The organism is Pseudodesulfovibrio sp. zrk46, assembly GCF_012516435.1.
Lineage (GTDB): Bacteria > Desulfobacterota > Desulfovibrionia > Desulfovibrionales > Desulfovibrionaceae > Pseudodesulfovibrio.
Genome location: NZ_CP051216.1, coordinates 54,552 through 70,429 on the forward strand (window position 1 = coordinate 54,552; position 15,878 = coordinate 70,429).

The window sequence follows — 15,878 nt, forward strand, 5'->3', positions numbered from 1 at the left end:
AAATCGAATCAGTGATTCTGAAGCCATTCGTAGAACTGGCTCAAGGATAACTGACGGCTTGCCGGCCCACTGCGGACATAGAACTCTTCGCTCTTGCCGTTGTCCAAAATGGCCGGAGCTGACGCAGGGAGACAATACGCGCGAAGAACGTGCTTGCCCTCAATCTCGACAATCTTTGTATCAAGATAACGAGAGAACTCGGTTCCAATATGGCTGTTCACCAAATTATTGAAATGGAGCATAGCCTTGTCTTCACTCTCGAACTTGTCTTCATCAAAGCCAGTAATGTCACCATTATCAGCCACGCCCACCAGCAATGTTCCGCCATCGGAATTCAGGAATCCGGCCACGGTCTTCATGGCGGCGTGTTCAATTTCACGCCCATTCTTGCCAGACTTGAGGTTGAAGCGCATGGTCTGCTTGAACTCCAGCGTCCGGCTTTCACCCTCTTCAATGAGAGCAAGGATGTCCGATGCTGTACGGGGCTTCTTCTGCCCCACTCCAATGGCCTCGATACGCGCACGATTTCTGTAAAGGACGAACAAGACAGCGCTGGCAAACAGGACCAACGCTCCGCCGAACATTTGCAGGAAACGGTCGCTCGTCAGCGCAGAGACAATATTTTTTCGCGGCACGGCCACACCAAGAGAAAGGGTGTCGCCAAACACCGAAAGCGGCATGACATACGACCACCAAACTTCACCGTCGACCGAGTAACTGAACGGAGCCCTTCGAGCGGCCTTGCTGGACGCCAGTTTATCAGAGGCTGCCACCAACACGGGGTCGGTCAACTTGTCCACCGCCATGGCTTCACTCAATGCGCTTTCCACACCTCCTGCTTCGAGCGTGGGAGCCACGGCCAGAACCTTGCCGTTCTTCCAGTAGAGGAAGACTTTCTCAGCATTGCCCTTTTCCGCGCTGCCCAGATGACTGAGCACGGCATCCACAGGAAAAACATAGGAAATCATGTAGTTTTTGCCGTCGGCCTGAATCAGAGTGGAGGCAGCCAACCATGCGCCACCGGGCGCCTGAAACATGTCGGCGCTACGCCAGTTTACTTGTCCCGGCCTCAGATGGATGAACTCATTAGCCAGAGCTCTTCCTACAACGAAACGACTCAAAATATACTCGGCCCCGGACTTGTATTCCATGCCGTCGGGCCTCACGTATGTCCATTCAAAGACACTCGTATTGGTCTTATCAGGCACCACTTCCATCATGCCATCGCTACGGCGGGAAAGCATGTAGCGAAGACCGGAAGCATCGGAAATAATGATGGAAGCAAGCTGATCGTGCCCCTTGATCATCCTTGAAAGCGTAGCCCGGAGCACCGAAGGCTTCATACTTATGAGAGATTTTGATCCGATCTCCGCGTTATTGGCAGTCAGGGCGTTAATCAAAACGGTAACGGCACCCACCACACCGCGAGCAGAACTCTCTACAGCCACCACTGCGGCATCATGTCGGACAGCTCTCACGCCGAGGATCGCCAGTGAGCCAACCGCCAGAACGGTGAAAATGACACCGATGAAGAGAATCTTGTAGAGCTTCTTGCCCTTGATGAGTTTACGCCCGGCCATCAATCACCCCATTTCAGTCGCTCAGATATTCCAGTTCCACGCGATCAACAGCCGCGTCCGTGAGGTCATACATCACCTCACCGTGATCATGCCCGGCCAGATGAAGGATGCCGTGGGCCAACAGGCGCGCCAGATGCAGCACCGGCGGCTGATGATACAGATCGGATTCACGGGACACTGCGTCAACGGACAAGGCCAGTTCGCCCAAATAGGACTCGTCCCCGCCATGCTCCTCGCTCTCCTCTGCCGGAAAACTCAGCACATTGGTCGGTCCGGTGCAGCCCATGAATTCCTTGTTGAGACGTGCGATCTCACAGTCGTCCACCAGCTTGATCTCCAGAGAGGATTCCTCCAGCCCCAGAGAATCGAGGATCACACCCACCAACTGCCGCAGCTCCTGCCGCGACAAAGGAAAGGCCGGATCCAACCGGGTTTCGCGAATGACCGTCACGTTCTGCTTCATCGTTTGCCACCGCCAGCTTCATGTTTGTCGTAAGCGCGGACAATCCGTCCGACCAAGGGGTGGCGGATGACATCATGCTCATCGAATTCGATGAAGCGGATGCCTTTGACGCCGTCCAGAATCTTGCGCGCATGGAGCAGACCGGACTTGGAATGCACGGGAAGGTCGATCTGGGTGACATCACCCGTAACTACCGCCCGTGAGCCAAAACCGAGACGGGTCAGAAACATCTTCATCTGCTCCGGCGTGGTATTCTGAGCTTCGTCCAAAATGATGAATGCATCATTGAGAGTGCGCCCTCGCATGAAGGCCAGCGGAGCCACTTCGATGACACCGGTTTCCTGGTACTCCTGCACCTTGGCGAAATCGAGCATGTCGTGCAGAGCATCGTAGAGAGGACGCAGATAGGGATTGATCTTTTCCACCAGATCACCGGGCAGAAAGCCCAGCTTTTCCCCTGCTTCCACTGCGGGACGGGTCAACACGATTCGTTTGACCTCGCGCCGTACCAGTGCGCCCACGGCCATGGCCACAGCCAGATAGGTCTTACCCGTACCGGCGGGGCCGATGCCGAAGGTCATATCCGCCTCGCGGATGGCATCGAGATATTCGCGCTGGTTAAGCGACTTGGGCGCAACGGTGCGCTTACCCGAGGTAGCGTACACATCGTCCTTGAACACCTCACCAACATCGGCGGAAGGCTTACGCTCCAACACGCGGCAGGCAAAATCAACGTCCTGCGGATAAATATTCTTTCCGGCCTTGAGCATGGCATAAAGCTGCGTAAGCACCTGCCCGGCGAGGTCTGCCCGGTCAGCGTCATCACTAACAATGGACACAACATTGCCCCGGCTCTCCAGCTTCACGCCGATGCGTTCGCTCAGGAGCTTCAGATGCTGATTCTGCGGCCCAAAAAGCTGGACAGCCAATTGGCCGTTATCGAATTCGAGTTTGGTTGCGGACATGTTATATCACTTTGAAAATATGGTTAAATCTACCAAGCATATACTGAGTCAGCTTGTTATTATCTCTCAACTCTCTGGCTACTTCCTCAGCATCTATGAAATAACGAATCTTTCTGGCTTCAGAGCCGGAGCCTCGGATAAACTCAAGTACAACGTACTTTTCTGCCTTCTGTTTATAACCACCTGAACGATAAAGCCTTTCAATTCCTTTCAAAGCAGGATCGTCAGACCGTTGGATATATACACGATAAACATACTGCAAATCACCAAGCCATTGCTTGGAACCTTTTCTGACAACACGTAAGTTAAGGCCAGGCCCCCCTCTTCCGAGGCTCACCATAACCCCTTCATACACCCTTGAAGGACTTGTCGAATCCGCAAATACCGTCGCATCTACACGAAAGTTCAACCTTTGTTTTACTCGAATGAGTTCCGGCGTTGTCCCAAGTTTTTCAAACTTCTTGGCCAACTCAAATTTGAATGGGCCAACAGTGTGACTATTCCAATCTGATACTTCACTAGTGACAGCCTTCTTCGGAACACAGCCAACCATAACAAATATACATATCGATAAAATACAAAAACAGGATCTCACTATTTACCCCTCAAAAACATCCACTTACACAGTCGCCGCTCCAAAAGGTTGGCGATCTCATACAATGCTGCGCCCATCATGGACATGCCTAGGATGCCGGTGAACATGGTCAGGTAGTCCATTGCGCCCCAGGCGTCCATAATCATATAGCCCAGCCCTCTAGTAGTGGCAAAGGATTCCACAAAGAAGAGCACGGCCACCGCCACGCCGGTGCCAAGACGCAAGGCCGTGAAGCCATGCGGCAGGGCTGCGGGCAGCAACACCTCACGCAGCACGTCAAAATGAGAGCCACCCAGCGAGAGAACAGAATCATAATATTTCGGATGGATGGATTTAACACCATCCCGAGTGGTCACTAAAATCTGGTAGCCGAGAATCAGTGCGATCATGGCTATCTTGGCCGCATCCCCCAACCCAAGCAGGAGCAAAAAGATGGGAAGCAGCACAATCTTGGGCACCGGATACGTAAGAAAAATGAATGGGGCCAACAGATCGTCCACACTCTTGACGCTGCCCATGACCAATCCCAACGGGAACGCCACGAACCACGCCAAGGCCATACCAGCTACCGCGCGGTAAGCGCTGACGAAAAAATGCTCCCAGAACAGCTCGGTGCCCATGGCGAAAAAGAAGATGCGGAAGGCCTCTTCCGGGTGCGGCAGTATCACGCCGCCGAGCGCCACGGCCGCCAGCTTCCACATGATACCGATAAACGCGATGACCGCGATGTATCGAAGAGTGGTTTTGGCCCAGCCTACCATAACGCCTCCACCGTGTGCCGCAGTTCCTTGAGCAGCTCAAAGCACTCGGGTGTATCACGAATGGCCTCATTGCCGAAGCCGGGGTTGTCAAAGACCTTGACCGGACGGGCCGGACGCCCCGACATGACCATGATCTTTTTACCGAGCACCACGGCCTCCTCCAACGAGTGAGTAACCAGCACGTAGGGGATGCGGCGCACCTGCCACGCTTCGAGCAGCGCACGCTGCAACCGCTCACGCGTCAGGGCATCCAGAGAAGAAAAAGGCTCGTCGAGCAGCATGAGGCGCGGACAGGAAACAAATGCACGGGCAATGGCCACGCGCTGCTGCTCGCCACCGCTCAGGTTGGCAGGAAAATCATTGTCACGGCCAACGATGCCCACTTCGGCCAGTTGAGCCTGCGCCCGCTCCAGTCGTTCGGCCCGGCCAACACCACGCACCTTGAGACCAAGGGCGACGTTGTCGATGATCGTCCTCCACGGCAGCAAACCATAGTCCTGAAGAATGATGGAGATATCCGGAGAAGGCTCGGTGATCGGATTGCCGTCCAACAATGCCTGTCCCGTATCCGGATGGGTCAAGCCGCTCAGGAGATACAGCAGCGTGGTTTTACCGCACCCAGACGGACCGACAACAGCAAGAGTCTCCTCACGATCAAGCGTGAAGGAGACATCTCTCAGAACGGCCTCGCCACCATAGTTCTTTGCCAGATTATCTGCCTTGAGCATCGACTAGGGGATGATGGGGGAAAGCATCAGTTCGTGTGGCAAACGGCGTTTCAGCATGCCCTTCTCCACCATCCATTCCTGCACTTCATCCAGCTCTGCTGTCGTAGGCAAAGAAGGCATGGGATAGGGGTAGATGGGGAACTCCGCCACCAGCGGGCCGGGAATCCGGCAAGTTTCAGCCATGAGCTGACGATACTTCTCGGGATCATTACGAAGACGCTTAACGGCTTCCTTATAGGCCGTAATGAAACGAATGTAGGTATCTGCTCCATCGAGGAAAAACTTGCGGTGCAGAGAGAGTACGGTAAGCGGGATATTCAACTTTTCCGCGGTCACGAGTACGCCGCCGCCCTTGAACTTGGCCAGACTGAGCAGCGGTTCAGGCAGCAAGGCGCAGTCTACTTGATCGGTAAGCAACATCTGCAAACGAATGGGCATTTTCTTAATTTCGATCTGCTCGAAATATTGATGGCCAATGCCAAGACTGTCGCTGATCTTGTCAGCCAGAAATTCCATGATCGTAGATTTGGAAAGGCCAAGACTGGCTCCCTGCATGGCACCGAGCATGGCACCCTTCTTTGCGGGAGACTGGGCAATGCCAAACATGGGGAAGCCGGGAGTGGTTCGCCAGGATGTCAGCGCCACGTACATCGGCACGTTCTTGTTCACCAACATGCAGGCCGCGATCAGGTCGCCAAAGTAACCATCCAGCTGCCCGGCCTGCAGCGCGGTGTCCCTCTCCAGCGCAGAGGCAAAGCGGACCAACTCGACATCAAGCCCCTGCCCTATGAACAGACCATCCTGCACGGCCACTTGCAGCGGCAGCGTATCGAGCACCGGCAAAATACCGAATCGAATCTTGGTATTTTCGGCATGGGCCGACATAGAAAAGAGCAACATGAGCGCCATGGCGAGCACTATCTTTTTCATCCTGAAATCTCCCTATTTTTGTTGGCGATTATGTAGCACGCCCCCGAATGAAAGAAAAGGCGGGCCGAAGGTTATTTCGGCCCGCCATTATTCGCGGTAATAAAGATTACAACTATTTGCCCGTCATCCAGACGGGCATGTCTAGCTTCAACCACCACCTTCAGATCGCAAGAAGCTCTTTGCCACCAACGCCGCGAGAATAAGCCCGCTGGCGACGCCAACCCAATGCGGCAGGGTCTCACCAACTTCAGAGACCACGGCGCGGATATCGAGACCAAGAGCGATGTACAGCTGGTCGACCACAAAGGCCAAGCCCAACGAACAAATCACGATAGCCGCTACGTAGAGAAATGCGGCCCGCTTGCCGAGCGTCTTGAGCATGACCGTAATGGTGGCACCATTGGTCGCCGGGCCGGCCAGAAGGAAAACCAGAGCAGCCCCCGGAGAAAGCCCCTTTAGCAACAGCGACGCGGCTATGGGCGTTGAAGCCGTAGCACAAACGTACAGCGGTAAGGCCACCACCAACATGACGAGATAAGACAGGAAGCCTGTGCCAACATATTCATTCAGGGCATCCTGCGGAATAACAGCAGAAATGACACCCGCAATGAGTACGCCAAGCATGAGCCACCGACCGATATCGCCGATCATTTCGCCAAAGGCGTAATGCATTCCGTCCATGAACTTGCCCATGAAGGTGCGATTACCGTCGATGTCGCAGCGGCCATCAGAACAGCCGCATCCTTCATGTCCATGGTCATGAACATTTGCCATTAAACTTTCCAGCGGCGCGGAGGTTGGTTCCTTTTCTGGAAATGCATTGACCAATACCCCGGCGAATATGGCTGTAATGGACGCAGCAACAGGCCGAACCACAGTCATGATGGGGTCAATGAGCGCATAGGTCACAGCCATGGAGTCCACCCCGGTCTCGGGCGTAGAGATCATGAATGCGGTCGTCGCGCCCTTGCTTGCCCCCTGCTTACGCAGGCCGAGCGCCGCGGGCAGCACGCCGCATGAGCATAACGGCAGAGGCACGCCAATAACTGCGGCCTTGATAACGGACCAGACAGACCGGCCCCCAAGATGTTTTGCCAAAAAGGAATCGGACACAAAAGCTTTGAGAAGGCCCGCTACAAAAAAGCCAAAAAGCACATAAGGGCCGGCCTCCACCAGCACATGCCAAGATTCGACAATGATGTTTGTCAGGAGTTCCATTTATATCATCCTTTCAATATCAATATATGTTATAATTGAATATCTATTCATATAAAATAGTAAAAAAAAGGGAGGGGAGGATTAGCTCCCCTCACGAATATGGTCCAGTCCCTGGGTGACCAGATTACGAACATGGTCGTCATCCAGAGCGTAGAAAACGTTCTTGCCTTCCTTGCGATAGCGCACCAGCTTGGCCGCACGAAGCAGACGGAGCTGATGAGAGATGGCAGACTGAGACATGTCCAACACCTCGGCCAAGGCGCACACGCACAATTCATTGATGGACAGGGCGTACAAAATTCGAACGCGAGTGTAATCACCCAGCGCTTTGAACAACTCTGCCATAAACAGGAAGTCTCGTTCGGAGAGCATACGGGCTTTGACCTTTGCCACGTTCTCCGAGTGCTTATCAGTATCACTACATGCAATATTCGACATATCTACCTCACATGAGTACTTGCTCAGGTGTAATAAATCTACCGTTGAACCATGCACGAGTCAAGCTATATCAACAAATAAGCCGCTTCCTACGACAGGAAGCGGCTTATTGCATACTATTTCAGTCGGTTATTAAACGAGTTCCTTAACGGCAGCCAGAGCGGCGTCGTAATTCGGTTCCTCGGTGATCTCCTTGAGATACTCGGCGTAGGCAACCTTGCCATCCTTGCCCACTACGAACACGGCGCGGGTCAAGAGGCGAAGTTCCTTGATCAGAGCGCCCCACCCTTCACCGAAGGAAGCATCCTTGTGGTCGGACAGGGTCTTTACGGCCTCAACGCCTGCAGCGCCGCACCAGCGGGCCTGGGCAAAGGGCAGATCCATGGAAACGGCCAGAATAACGACGTCGTCACCGAGAGCGGCAGCTTCGTTGTTGAAGCGGCGGGTCTCCATGTCGCAGACCGGGGTGTCCAAAGACGGCACGGCAGCGATTACGACGACCTTGTCCTTGTAGTCAGCAAGGGTGGCTGGGGACAGATCGTTTGCGACCAGGTTGAACTCAGGGGCTACATCACCGACCTTTACTTCAGCGCCCACCAGCGTCAGGGGGTTACCCTGGAAGGTGCAGGCTCCATTTCTCTCACTCATAATACTCTCCTTGCGGTTATTTTCGATTTGGTAATGATTCCTATAATCACTTCAGCCGCTGGAATCAACTACTTTTTTAATAATATCATCCAAGCCCCAGCTTATTCAGCATGAGATGCTTGCGCCCGGCGAACTCGAGAATCTCTTCCAGCTTGTCTGCGTGCTCCAAACCAGCAGCGCGGACTTCAGCCATAAGAGCAGCCAGCTCCTTCTCTTCTTCAAGATAGCCGAAGATGACATCGCGCACATCGCGGACCGCCACCAGATTATCAGCCCATCCCATGCCCTCCTGATACAGCATCTTGGCAGAAACAAAAGATGCGATCAGCGCAAGTTGGTGACGACGAGGTATATCATTAATAACTCTATCACGATACTTTTCCACCAAAATGGCTGGGCAATAGGAGAGCATGGCCTCAACGAGCCTGGGATCATCCGCCACCTTTTCAACGCTTTCCTCCAACACTTTCGCGACCCTGTCAGCCAGCGTATTGATGGATTCGGACAGCTCGTAGGAAAGCTCGGTGATGGTTCGCGTGCCACCAGCCAGCTTAAACTCTCGCATGAGCACACGCGCTTCACTTCGGGCACGCATACGCAGGATATCGAGCAGTTGGGCAACGTAATCCTTCTTGATTTCAAGGAACTCATCTTCTGTCAGAATAAGCCCAGCAAGAATCTCGTAAGAGGAGCAGATGACGCCAGTCTTGTTGGCAGACGGGCCGGGCACAGCCAGAACGCCTACCTTTTCCATCTCGGCACGGGCATCGGCAGAGATGAAGATATTCGCGCCTTCCACCAGCCCTCTTGCGGACGGAGTGCCGTCGGCCTGCAGGAAGTTCTTCCAGTTGGACATATTGATGGTATCCGGCCTGCCGCCAGACGGGATGAAGATGTCAGCAACAGCCGTATTATGCAGTTCATTGCGGATGCGAGTGCCGTCCGGATCATCCGTGGATACCACGAACGCACCTTCGCCCTTGAGCTTGGCCTTGTCGAAGTGAGACGTCTTGAGTGCGTTATCGATAAGACGCATCAGTTCTCCATGATCCATGCCATCCGGATCGTACGCAGCGCCATGACCATCTGTCATAGCCACTATACGGGCATTCTCGCCGTATTCACGCACCAGAATCTTGATGACATTGGAGGCAACATCGCCCGCTGGGCCGCCCGTAATTTTTACGGTGAAGGGCTCGTTCAAGGGATCGATCCCTAATGTCTTGAGCAGCTCATCGGCAAAGACAATGACACCTTCACTGGTGACGCCATATTCCTTGTGGGCAATACCTGCACCCGGCTTGGAGCTCATGAACGCGCTGGGCCACTTGTACTTGCGCTTGGCGGCCCGGGCCACGATCCAGTTGATATGATCCGGGGTTATATTCTCGTCCGGACCAAGGAAGATCACCTCTTCACGACCAAGGTAATCCACGATGCCGGGCTGGACGAATCCATCAGTCCCTTCAGGAATAATCAACAGATCAAGGAAGGAATCAACCATGGACTTCACGGCCAGATCGATATCCGCCTCGGGGCCGAGGAGGATAACGGCCTTGGAGCCACCTTCGGGGATATCCTTGTTCTTGAACTGCTGCGCACTCGCCAGCTTGGTGACTTCGTCGAACAGCCTGTTGGACTCCAATTCAAAGTGATCCTGAGACCAGGTGCGAACAACACGAACGCCACCACGGGCCATGTCACGATACCTCACCTGGAAGGCGAAGCTGTACGGGCCGTGGAAGCAGTATATTCCAAACGGCCTTTTGTCCTTAGGCATAGGGGCAAGAATCAATGGGTCAATGCGGAAGCTCAGCCCTATCTTGTCCGGCAGGTAGTAGTTGGTCCGCAGGGTATATCGGAAGAAACGATATATATAGAGCAAAATGCGTCGATGGACATCGTTGCCAACATTGCTGATCGCCTTGCGCACGATGGCCCTGCGTTCCTTGCGGGCCGCTTCGCGGTCACCTTTGAAATCAGGATTGAAGCGGGCATCGAAGTAATCCATCAGTTTTTGTGCAATCTCCCTGTGCTTCAGCACAGAGTAGGTAATCCGCCCAGACGAGTAGGCATGCAGATCCTCGCTCACCAGGAACTGGTGGGCGAACTCGCATCCAGCCTGCATGAGCATGACCTGCCCCAGCTCCCAGCCTTCTTCGTCGGCCAACGCTTCCAAACCGTGAAAGGCAAACCATTTGGTCAGCTCGAACTGACGCTTGAGGCGACGCCACTGCTCGGAGTCTTCCTGCAAGTCGATACGAGAACGATCAAGATAGAAACTCATGACCGCAATGGTCGACTTCTCACCTCGGTCAAACTCATCGGAATAGGCTCGATCAACCGGAATTTCTTCCCGGGCAAAGATATTGACCACTCTGAGCAGAAGGCCTTTTCGCGGCGGGTTTTCCATGGCTATGGAGATTCTGTCGAATCCGGGGTGCACATTCTTCTCCAACAACACCTGCACCTTTTCGTGATTCTCAACGCAGCCACAGGCCTTGAAGTGACGCAGCGCCCTTCCCGACTCGAATTTTTCAACATAATCTTCACTGGCGGAAGACAGAAAATGCTCAAAGGCCTCCATGTCTTCCGAGTCAACTTTCACCACGCCTTCACGAGCCATATTCAAGGCGTTTTGCAGGTTAGTGCCGCCCGCGCACTTGGGCTGGGGGCCGAATATGAAGGTGTCCAGCCGGATGGAATCATCCCTGCTGGAATAAATACGGGCAATCTGGATATCCCTATCCAAATACTCACGCAGCACTCCGGCAAGGGCTTTCATGTCTCCGCCCGGAGTAATGTGCGTGACCATGGTGCCACAAGGACTGTGCAGAGCCATGGACTGTTTTTCGTCGCGAACCATGCCCGAGACAAGGGCCATGACGTGTTTGAGTTGCTCTTCCTCGGTATGCGTACGGAAGTAGTATTCCGGCATATCGGAAAGGAACCAGGGAATCAGTTTGGTCGCTGCTTCATGCAGCTTTGTTTCCACTTTGAAACGAATATCAGACGGGTCAACATTAACATTGTCGCTCATTCTTCACTCCAATAGGGTATTTAAAAACTTTCCCACATGTTCCCCTTGTGCATGGCTCACAACAAGGAGTCAAGAAGAACCGAATCATCCTCTCTTCCATACAACGTATTATAAATATCTCGTTAACAACCCAATATCGTGGACATAAACTTTTCACCGCTGTATATACTTAGAAGTCGGGTCATGGGGACCCGTACACGAACCGTGGAATGAGGTAAAAAATGAATAAGAGCGCAATCGATACCGGTATTTTGCTGGAGACTGGTACCAACGAGCTGGAAATCCTGGAATTCTACATCATCGAGACGCTGGAAAACGGTAAAGAAGCCAAGAATTACTTCGGCATCAACGTTGCCAAGGTCATGCAGGTCATAGAAACTCCCAATCTGGAGCCGCCCGAATCTGCGCCCCACCCATCTTTCATGGGAACCATCCCTCTGCGCGACCTGATTCTGCCAGTGCTCGACCTTTCCGTCTGGCTGGAACTCAACATGCCCAAGACCGAGCGCGATATTGTCATCGTCACCGAGTTTTCCAAGTCCGTCACCGGCTTCCTTGTTTCAGGCGTTACCGAAATTCACCGTGTAGGTTGGGGCGAAGTCATTCCGCCCACCAGCGTTATTTCCCAGTCTACCGACGCCATCGTCGGCCTTGTAGACAAGGGCGACCATTTCATCCAGCTGCTTGACCTTGAAACCATCCTCACCCAGATCGAACCAGAGATGGATGAAGAGATGACTATCTCCGAAACACAGTACAAAGTACTGGTGGCAGACGACTCCCAAACCATTCGAACCATGCTCAAGCAGAACCTGACCGAGGCAAACCTCAAGCCCATTATCACAAATAACGGTCAGGAAGCACTGAACAAGATCATGGCCCTCAAGGAACAAGCCGAATCCGAAGGTAAGGACATTACAGAATTCGTCGACATAGTACTTTCCGATATTGAAATGCCGCTTATGGACGGATTTAGCCTGACAAAGAATATTAAGGAAGATTCGGTCTTGCAAAAACTACCGGTTATCCTGTACTCGTCCATCATCACAAAGGAGCTGAGGCATAAGGGCGAATCGGTTGGTGCCAATTTGCAGATATCCAAGCCTGACCTCCACAGAATTCCTGAAGAAGCTCTCAAACTGATAGAAGGTTAATAAATTTGTTCGGAGACGAGGTACTCGAAGTCTACCTGGAAGAGACAACTGAAAGACTCGATTCTATCGAATCGGGTCTTTTGCGGCTTGAACAGCTCAAAAGCTGCGAGCCCAATCTGGTGAACTCCATCTTTCGCGACGCCCACTCGGTCAAGGCAGGAGCAAACCTGCTCAAGCTCCAAAACATCGAGGAACTTGCACACAAGCTTGAGAACGTTTTTGAAATGATCCGCCAGTGCAAGCTGGAAGCCGAGGAAATGGTCATCACCGCGTGTCTCGAATCCGTGGACAAGCTCCGTGAACTCATTGAAAACGTGGATCAGAGCGAAAACATCTCTATCCGTCTTCACACTGCCATGCTTGAAATGGCTTTGAAGCGAGCCATGGAAACCGAAGCCTAACTCTTATTGATATACCAATAAAAAAGGCCGCTCCTTTTGGGAGCGGCCTTTTTTTCACGCTGTTTTCCAGCCTAGTTTTCCATCATCTTGAGGAAATCTCCGGCTTCCTGCATCTGTGAGAACGAGGTATTCTTGAACACTTCACTTTCCACAGCCTTGAGGAACTCGTCATGGGTCATGACCGTGAAGTCGATCATCACGCCCTTGGCCTTGAAATACAATTGAAGGAATGCCACCAGCGCATCGTCTTCCAGGCATTTCATGACGCCTTTGGTATCCGTCAGCGAGGTAAACGGCTTGTTGGATCCCCCCAACAGGAACATATCAAGTCCGCTCTCACCGTCAGTGACAACGCCCAGCAGGTTGAAGGTCTTCAGTTTGGCCACGAACTCCTCGGTCATATCCGGGAATTCCATAATTTCCTTTTTGGGGAAAACCGAGGCAAACACCATCTGACCATCCTCATCAGCCATGGTGTGGCGAAAGACCGATTCATCCCGATGCTTACGCGCCGCCTTGATGGTCTCATACAAGTCGCAGGCAAAAGCCAACTTCAAATCACGCAGTACTTTCTCATCCATAATTCAATCTCCATTGACCAGCCCAACTACCCCATTTCACCTAATCATACAATCCATTTGGCAAATGATTGACGCCAAAAGAAAAGGGCCGCCCCATCCGGAGCAGCCCTTGTTACGTTAAATAATACCGTGCAGCGGTCCGCCGGGCGCCCCCAGCTCATCCACACGCTTCTCGACCTCTGGGTCATCCTCCAGCGGAGGTGCATGGTAGGTCTTGAGGCGGGCATCGATGATGACAGCGGTCTCGGCTCCCCAGTGCTTGGCATGGGTGAAGCCGTTGACGCCGTACATATCGGTTGCGGGATCGGAGCGGGTGAAGGTCACCCAAAGGAAGTTATCCCAATTCTTGGCCGTGAACTCGGCATCGTCGACCACCACGACCATGGGGAAACCTTCGATACCCTTGGCCTTGGCAAGGATCGGCCCGAGACGTTCCATGGCCGGATCCTGCTGATCACGCTTGCGACGATGCTTGGGCCCCTTGATGACAAGAATGCCCGGCGCCATGATTTGCGGATCACGGAAGCCACGCGGCAGATCAAGGCCGGACGGCATCTCGACGGAAAGTTTGCGTTTGACCGAACCGGCTACGGCCCAAACCAGCTTGGACCCCTGATTCAGACTGATGCCCGAATAATCAAGAGTATCGATGGTGGTCCGGGTGATGAAATGCAGATCACGGGTCAGGTCCACGCGTTCCAGCAGGTGGCGGAAGAAGCCCGGAATATCGTGACAGGAACCGCCCGGCTCCATGTCCTCGCGGGCGGCAATCAGCACATACTTGGACAACGAAGTCTGGGTGTTGCCAAGAAGCGCCATGGCATTGGTCAGCAACTCCTGCGGCTGACGTTCCTTGGCGTACGGCACGTAGCGTTCGCTGCCCACGGCAAGCAGGAGCGGATGCACGCCTGCCGCGTCAACGGCGTGAACTTCATGCACACCGGAGAAGACCGCAGGAACCAGGTCGGCTGTGAGTTCGTGGACAAAATCACCGAACATGGTGTCTTCCTGAGGCGGACGTCCCACTGTCGTGAACGGCCAGACCGCGTCGTTGCGATGGTAGACCTTATCCACTTTGAGGACCGGGAAGTCGTGCGCCAGGCTGTAGTAACCAAGATGGTCGCCAAACGGTCCTTCGGGCTTTTCCACATCCGGCAGCACCGAGCCGCAGATGCAGAAATCCGCTTCGGCCGGGACAGGCAGCCCGTCCTCGCGCATAACCATGGGAATCCGGTGTCCGGCCATGGCGCCAGCGAAGAACAGTTCCGGCATGCCTTCGGGCAGAGGCATCATGGCGGCAAGGGCCATGGAAGGCGCACCGCCCACGAAAATGTTCACCTTCAACGGTTCGCCATTGGCAATGGCCTGCGCATGATGGTGTCCGATACCTCGATGAATCTGATAATGCAGGCCTACTTCCTCATCCGGGATGAAATCGTTACCAGTCAACTGGACACGATACATGCCGAGATTGGACCCGGCAAAACCGGGCATATCCGGGCTCTCGGAATAGACCTGCGGCAGGGTGACATACCCGCCACCGTCCATGGGCCAGGAAATGAGTTGCGGCAGGCTCGAAACCACGGTCTCGTTTTCCATGATCGGCCCGCTCGATACTTTTTTAGGCAAAGTATGCCAGGCAGTTTTGGGCGCACCCAAGTATTCCCATGGACGCTTGAGAAATTCCATGGGCGTAAGCTTGAGCTTCATCAACCGCTCGACCATGGCGATGGTGTCGCGAAAAATGAAGCGCATTCGCTCCTTCGTGCCGTAGATGTTCGCAGCCATGGGGAAGCGGCACCCTTTCACGTTGGTGAAAAGGAGCGCTGGTCCCTTGGCCTGGAAAACCCTGCGCTGAATCGCGCCGATCTCGATATTGGCATCAACTACCTTGTCGATGCGAACGAGGTCTCCCTTGGCCTCAAGAGCGTCGAGGCACTGCCGAGTATTTGTGTATCCCATTTGTGGTTCCCTTTGCTTTTCTGGCGTGACAATCTAGACGTAAAGCGAGGAAAAGTTAAGCGGATAATCTGGGATGTGCGGGAACCGATTCTGCAAACGTGGTTACAATTGCACCTGCTGAGGCGGGTGCCATACGCAATCGAAATTCAGGGGATTCACACTGAAGCTCTGCTTCATGTCCATTTCTAACGGCTTCAGACTCTTGAAACCAATATTGCGGCACGTGTTACAGAAAACTTTGGGATAACTACATACTAGGCAGTACGGTCTGTAATCATCACAACTCCGGGCATTCCATGGCCTTTTGCGATTCAGGATGCAACCATTCCTGTGGTATACACACTGAACACAACTGTTTGACATGGTTGACAAATTACGCATCATAAACCTCCAAAAACGGGTATTTGCTCAGTT

Annotated in this window: 15 protein-coding genes; 2 read left to right on the forward strand and 13 right to left on the reverse strand. The window is 53.4% G+C overall.

Going from position 1 to position 15,878, the window contains the following annotated elements:
• Nucleotides 1–8 precede the first annotated feature (8 nt).
• From HFN16_RS00290 to HFN16_RS00340, 11 genes are all read right to left on the reverse strand, one after another.
• Nucleotides 9–1,580: an ATP-binding protein gene (locus HFN16_RS00290; protein WP_168888796.1), complete on the reverse strand. Its 1,572-nt coding sequence runs from the start codon at nucleotides 1,578–1,580 to the stop codon at nucleotides 9–11.
• Nucleotides 1,581–1,593: 13 nt separating this feature from the next.
• Nucleotides 1,594–2,043, reverse strand: a complete 450-nt coding sequence (gene ybeY, locus HFN16_RS00295) for an rRNA maturation RNase YbeY (protein ID WP_168888797.1) — start codon at nucleotides 2,041–2,043, stop codon at nucleotides 1,594–1,596.
• Nucleotides 2,040–3,008 (reverse strand): PhoH family protein, encoded by a 969-nt coding sequence (locus tag HFN16_RS00300; RefSeq protein ID WP_168888798.1) that lies wholly within the window; start codon nucleotides 3,006–3,008, stop codon nucleotides 2,040–2,042. The genes ybeY and HFN16_RS00300 overlap by 4 nt, the downstream gene beginning before the upstream one ends.
• Nucleotide 3,009: 1 nt before the next feature.
• Nucleotides 3,010–3,561: a hypothetical protein gene (locus HFN16_RS00305; protein ID WP_168888799.1), complete on the reverse strand. Its 552-nt coding sequence runs from the start codon at nucleotides 3,559–3,561 to the stop codon at nucleotides 3,010–3,012.
• Nucleotides 3,562–3,602: 41 nt separating this feature from the next.
• Nucleotides 3,603–4,364 (reverse strand): ABC transporter permease subunit, encoded by a 762-nt coding sequence (locus HFN16_RS00310; RefSeq protein WP_168888800.1) that lies wholly within the window; start codon nucleotides 4,362–4,364, stop codon nucleotides 3,603–3,605.
• Nucleotides 4,358–5,092 carry an ABC transporter ATP-binding protein gene (locus tag HFN16_RS00315; protein ID WP_168888801.1) on the reverse strand — a complete coding sequence of 245 codons (735 nt, stop codon included), beginning with the start codon at nucleotides 5,090–5,092 and terminating at the stop codon, nucleotides 4,358–4,360. The genes HFN16_RS00310 and HFN16_RS00315 overlap by 7 nt, the downstream gene beginning before the upstream one ends.
• Before the next feature lie 3 nt (nucleotides 5,093–5,095).
• Nucleotides 5,096–6,022, reverse strand: coding sequence for an ABC transporter substrate-binding protein (locus HFN16_RS00320; RefSeq protein WP_168888802.1), 927 nt, complete (start codon nucleotides 6,020–6,022; stop codon nucleotides 5,096–5,098).
• Nucleotides 6,023–6,169: 147 nt separating this feature from the next.
• Entirely contained in the window at nucleotides 6,170–7,240 is a 1,071-nt protein-coding gene (locus tag HFN16_RS00325) for an SO_0444 family Cu/Zn efflux transporter (RefSeq protein ID WP_168888803.1), read from the reverse strand.
• An 81-nt stretch (nucleotides 7,241–7,321) separates the two neighbouring features.
• Complete coding sequence (locus HFN16_RS00330) at nucleotides 7,322–7,678, reverse strand: metalloregulator ArsR/SmtB family transcription factor (protein ID WP_168888804.1); 357 nt, start codon at nucleotides 7,676–7,678, stop codon at nucleotides 7,322–7,324.
• A gap of 132 nt (nucleotides 7,679–7,810) precedes the next feature.
• Complete coding sequence (tpx, locus tag HFN16_RS00335) at nucleotides 7,811–8,326, reverse strand: thiol peroxidase (protein WP_168888805.1); 516 nt, start codon at nucleotides 8,324–8,326, stop codon at nucleotides 7,811–7,813.
• Nucleotides 8,327–8,411: 85 nt separating this feature from the next.
• Entirely contained in the window at nucleotides 8,412–11,366 is a 2,955-nt protein-coding gene (locus HFN16_RS00340; protein ID WP_168888806.1) for an NAD-glutamate dehydrogenase domain-containing protein, read from the reverse strand.
• 221 nt (nucleotides 11,367–11,587) lie between these two features.
• On the opposite strand from HFN16_RS00340, the gene HFN16_RS00345 reads away from it, so the two are divergent.
• Nucleotides 11,588–12,520, forward strand: a complete 933-nt coding sequence (locus tag HFN16_RS00345; protein WP_168888807.1) for a chemotaxis protein — start codon at nucleotides 11,588–11,590, stop codon at nucleotides 12,518–12,520.
• A gap of 5 nt (nucleotides 12,521–12,525) precedes the next feature.
• A complete protein-coding gene (locus HFN16_RS00350; protein ID WP_348771064.1) occupies nucleotides 12,526–12,921 on the forward strand; it encodes an Hpt domain-containing protein in 396 nt (131 codons plus the stop codon).
• A gap of 71 nt (nucleotides 12,922–12,992) precedes the next feature.
• On the opposite strand, the gene HFN16_RS00355 is transcribed toward HFN16_RS00350, so the two are convergent.
• The gene (locus HFN16_RS00355; RefSeq protein ID WP_168888808.1) at nucleotides 12,993–13,502 is read right to left on the reverse strand and encodes a hypothetical protein; all 510 of its coding nucleotides are present in this window, start codon (nucleotides 13,500–13,502) and stop codon (nucleotides 12,993–12,995) included.
• Between the two features lie 117 nt (nucleotides 13,503–13,619).
• Nucleotides 13,620–15,464 carry a UbiD family decarboxylase gene (locus tag HFN16_RS00360; protein WP_168888809.1) on the reverse strand — a complete coding sequence of 615 codons (1,845 nt, stop codon included), beginning with the start codon at nucleotides 15,462–15,464 and terminating at the stop codon, nucleotides 13,620–13,622.
• Nucleotides 15,465–15,878: the final 414 nt, after the last annotated feature.

What these genes read in the sequence shown, in the direction of transcription:
- HFN16_RS00325 (WP_168888803.1), bottom strand. Translation starts at nt 7,240, where the DNA reads ATGGAACTCCTGACAAACATCATTGTCGAATCTTGGCATGTGCTGGTG.
- ybeY (WP_168888797.1), bottom strand. Translation starts at nt 2,043, where the DNA reads ATGAAGCAGAACGTGACGGTCATTCGCGAAACCCGGTTGGATCCGGCC.
- HFN16_RS00300 (WP_168888798.1), bottom strand. Translation starts at nt 3,008, where the DNA reads ATGTCCGCAACCAAACTCGAATTCGATAACGGCCAATTGGCTGTCCAG.
- HFN16_RS00290 (WP_168888796.1), bottom strand. Translation starts at nt 1,580, where the DNA reads ATGGCCGGGCGTAAACTCATCAAGGGCAAGAAGCTCTACAAGATTCTC.
- HFN16_RS00360 (WP_168888809.1), bottom strand. Translation starts at nt 15,464, where the DNA reads ATGGGATACACAAATACTCGGCAGTGCCTCGACGCTCTTGAGGCCAAG.
- HFN16_RS00315 (WP_168888801.1), bottom strand. Translation starts at nt 5,092, where the DNA reads ATGCTCAAGGCAGATAATCTGGCAAAGAACTATGGTGGCGAGGCCGTT.
- HFN16_RS00320 (WP_168888802.1), bottom strand. Translation starts at nt 6,022, where the DNA reads ATGAAAAAGATAGTGCTCGCCATGGCGCTCATGTTGCTCTTTTCTATG.
- HFN16_RS00355 (WP_168888808.1), bottom strand. Translation starts at nt 13,502, where the DNA reads ATGGATGAGAAAGTACTGCGTGATTTGAAGTTGGCTTTTGCCTGCGAC.
- HFN16_RS00345 (WP_168888807.1), top strand. Translation starts at nt 11,588, where the DNA reads ATGAATAAGAGCGCAATCGATACCGGTATTTTGCTGGAGACTGGTACC.
- HFN16_RS00305 (WP_168888799.1), bottom strand. Translation starts at nt 3,561, where the DNA reads ATGGTTGGCTGTGTTCCGAAGAAGGCTGTCACTAGTGAAGTATCAGAT.
- tpx (WP_168888805.1), bottom strand. Translation starts at nt 8,326, where the DNA reads ATGAGTGAGAGAAATGGAGCCTGCACCTTCCAGGGTAACCCCCTGACG.
- HFN16_RS00330 (WP_168888804.1), bottom strand. Translation starts at nt 7,678, where the DNA reads ATGTCGAATATTGCATGTAGTGATACTGATAAGCACTCGGAGAACGTG.
- HFN16_RS00310 (WP_168888800.1), bottom strand. Translation starts at nt 4,364, where the DNA reads ATGGTAGGCTGGGCCAAAACCACTCTTCGATACATCGCGGTCATCGCG.
- HFN16_RS00340 (WP_168888806.1), bottom strand. Translation starts at nt 11,366, where the DNA reads ATGAGCGACAATGTTAATGTTGACCCGTCTGATATTCGTTTCAAAGTG.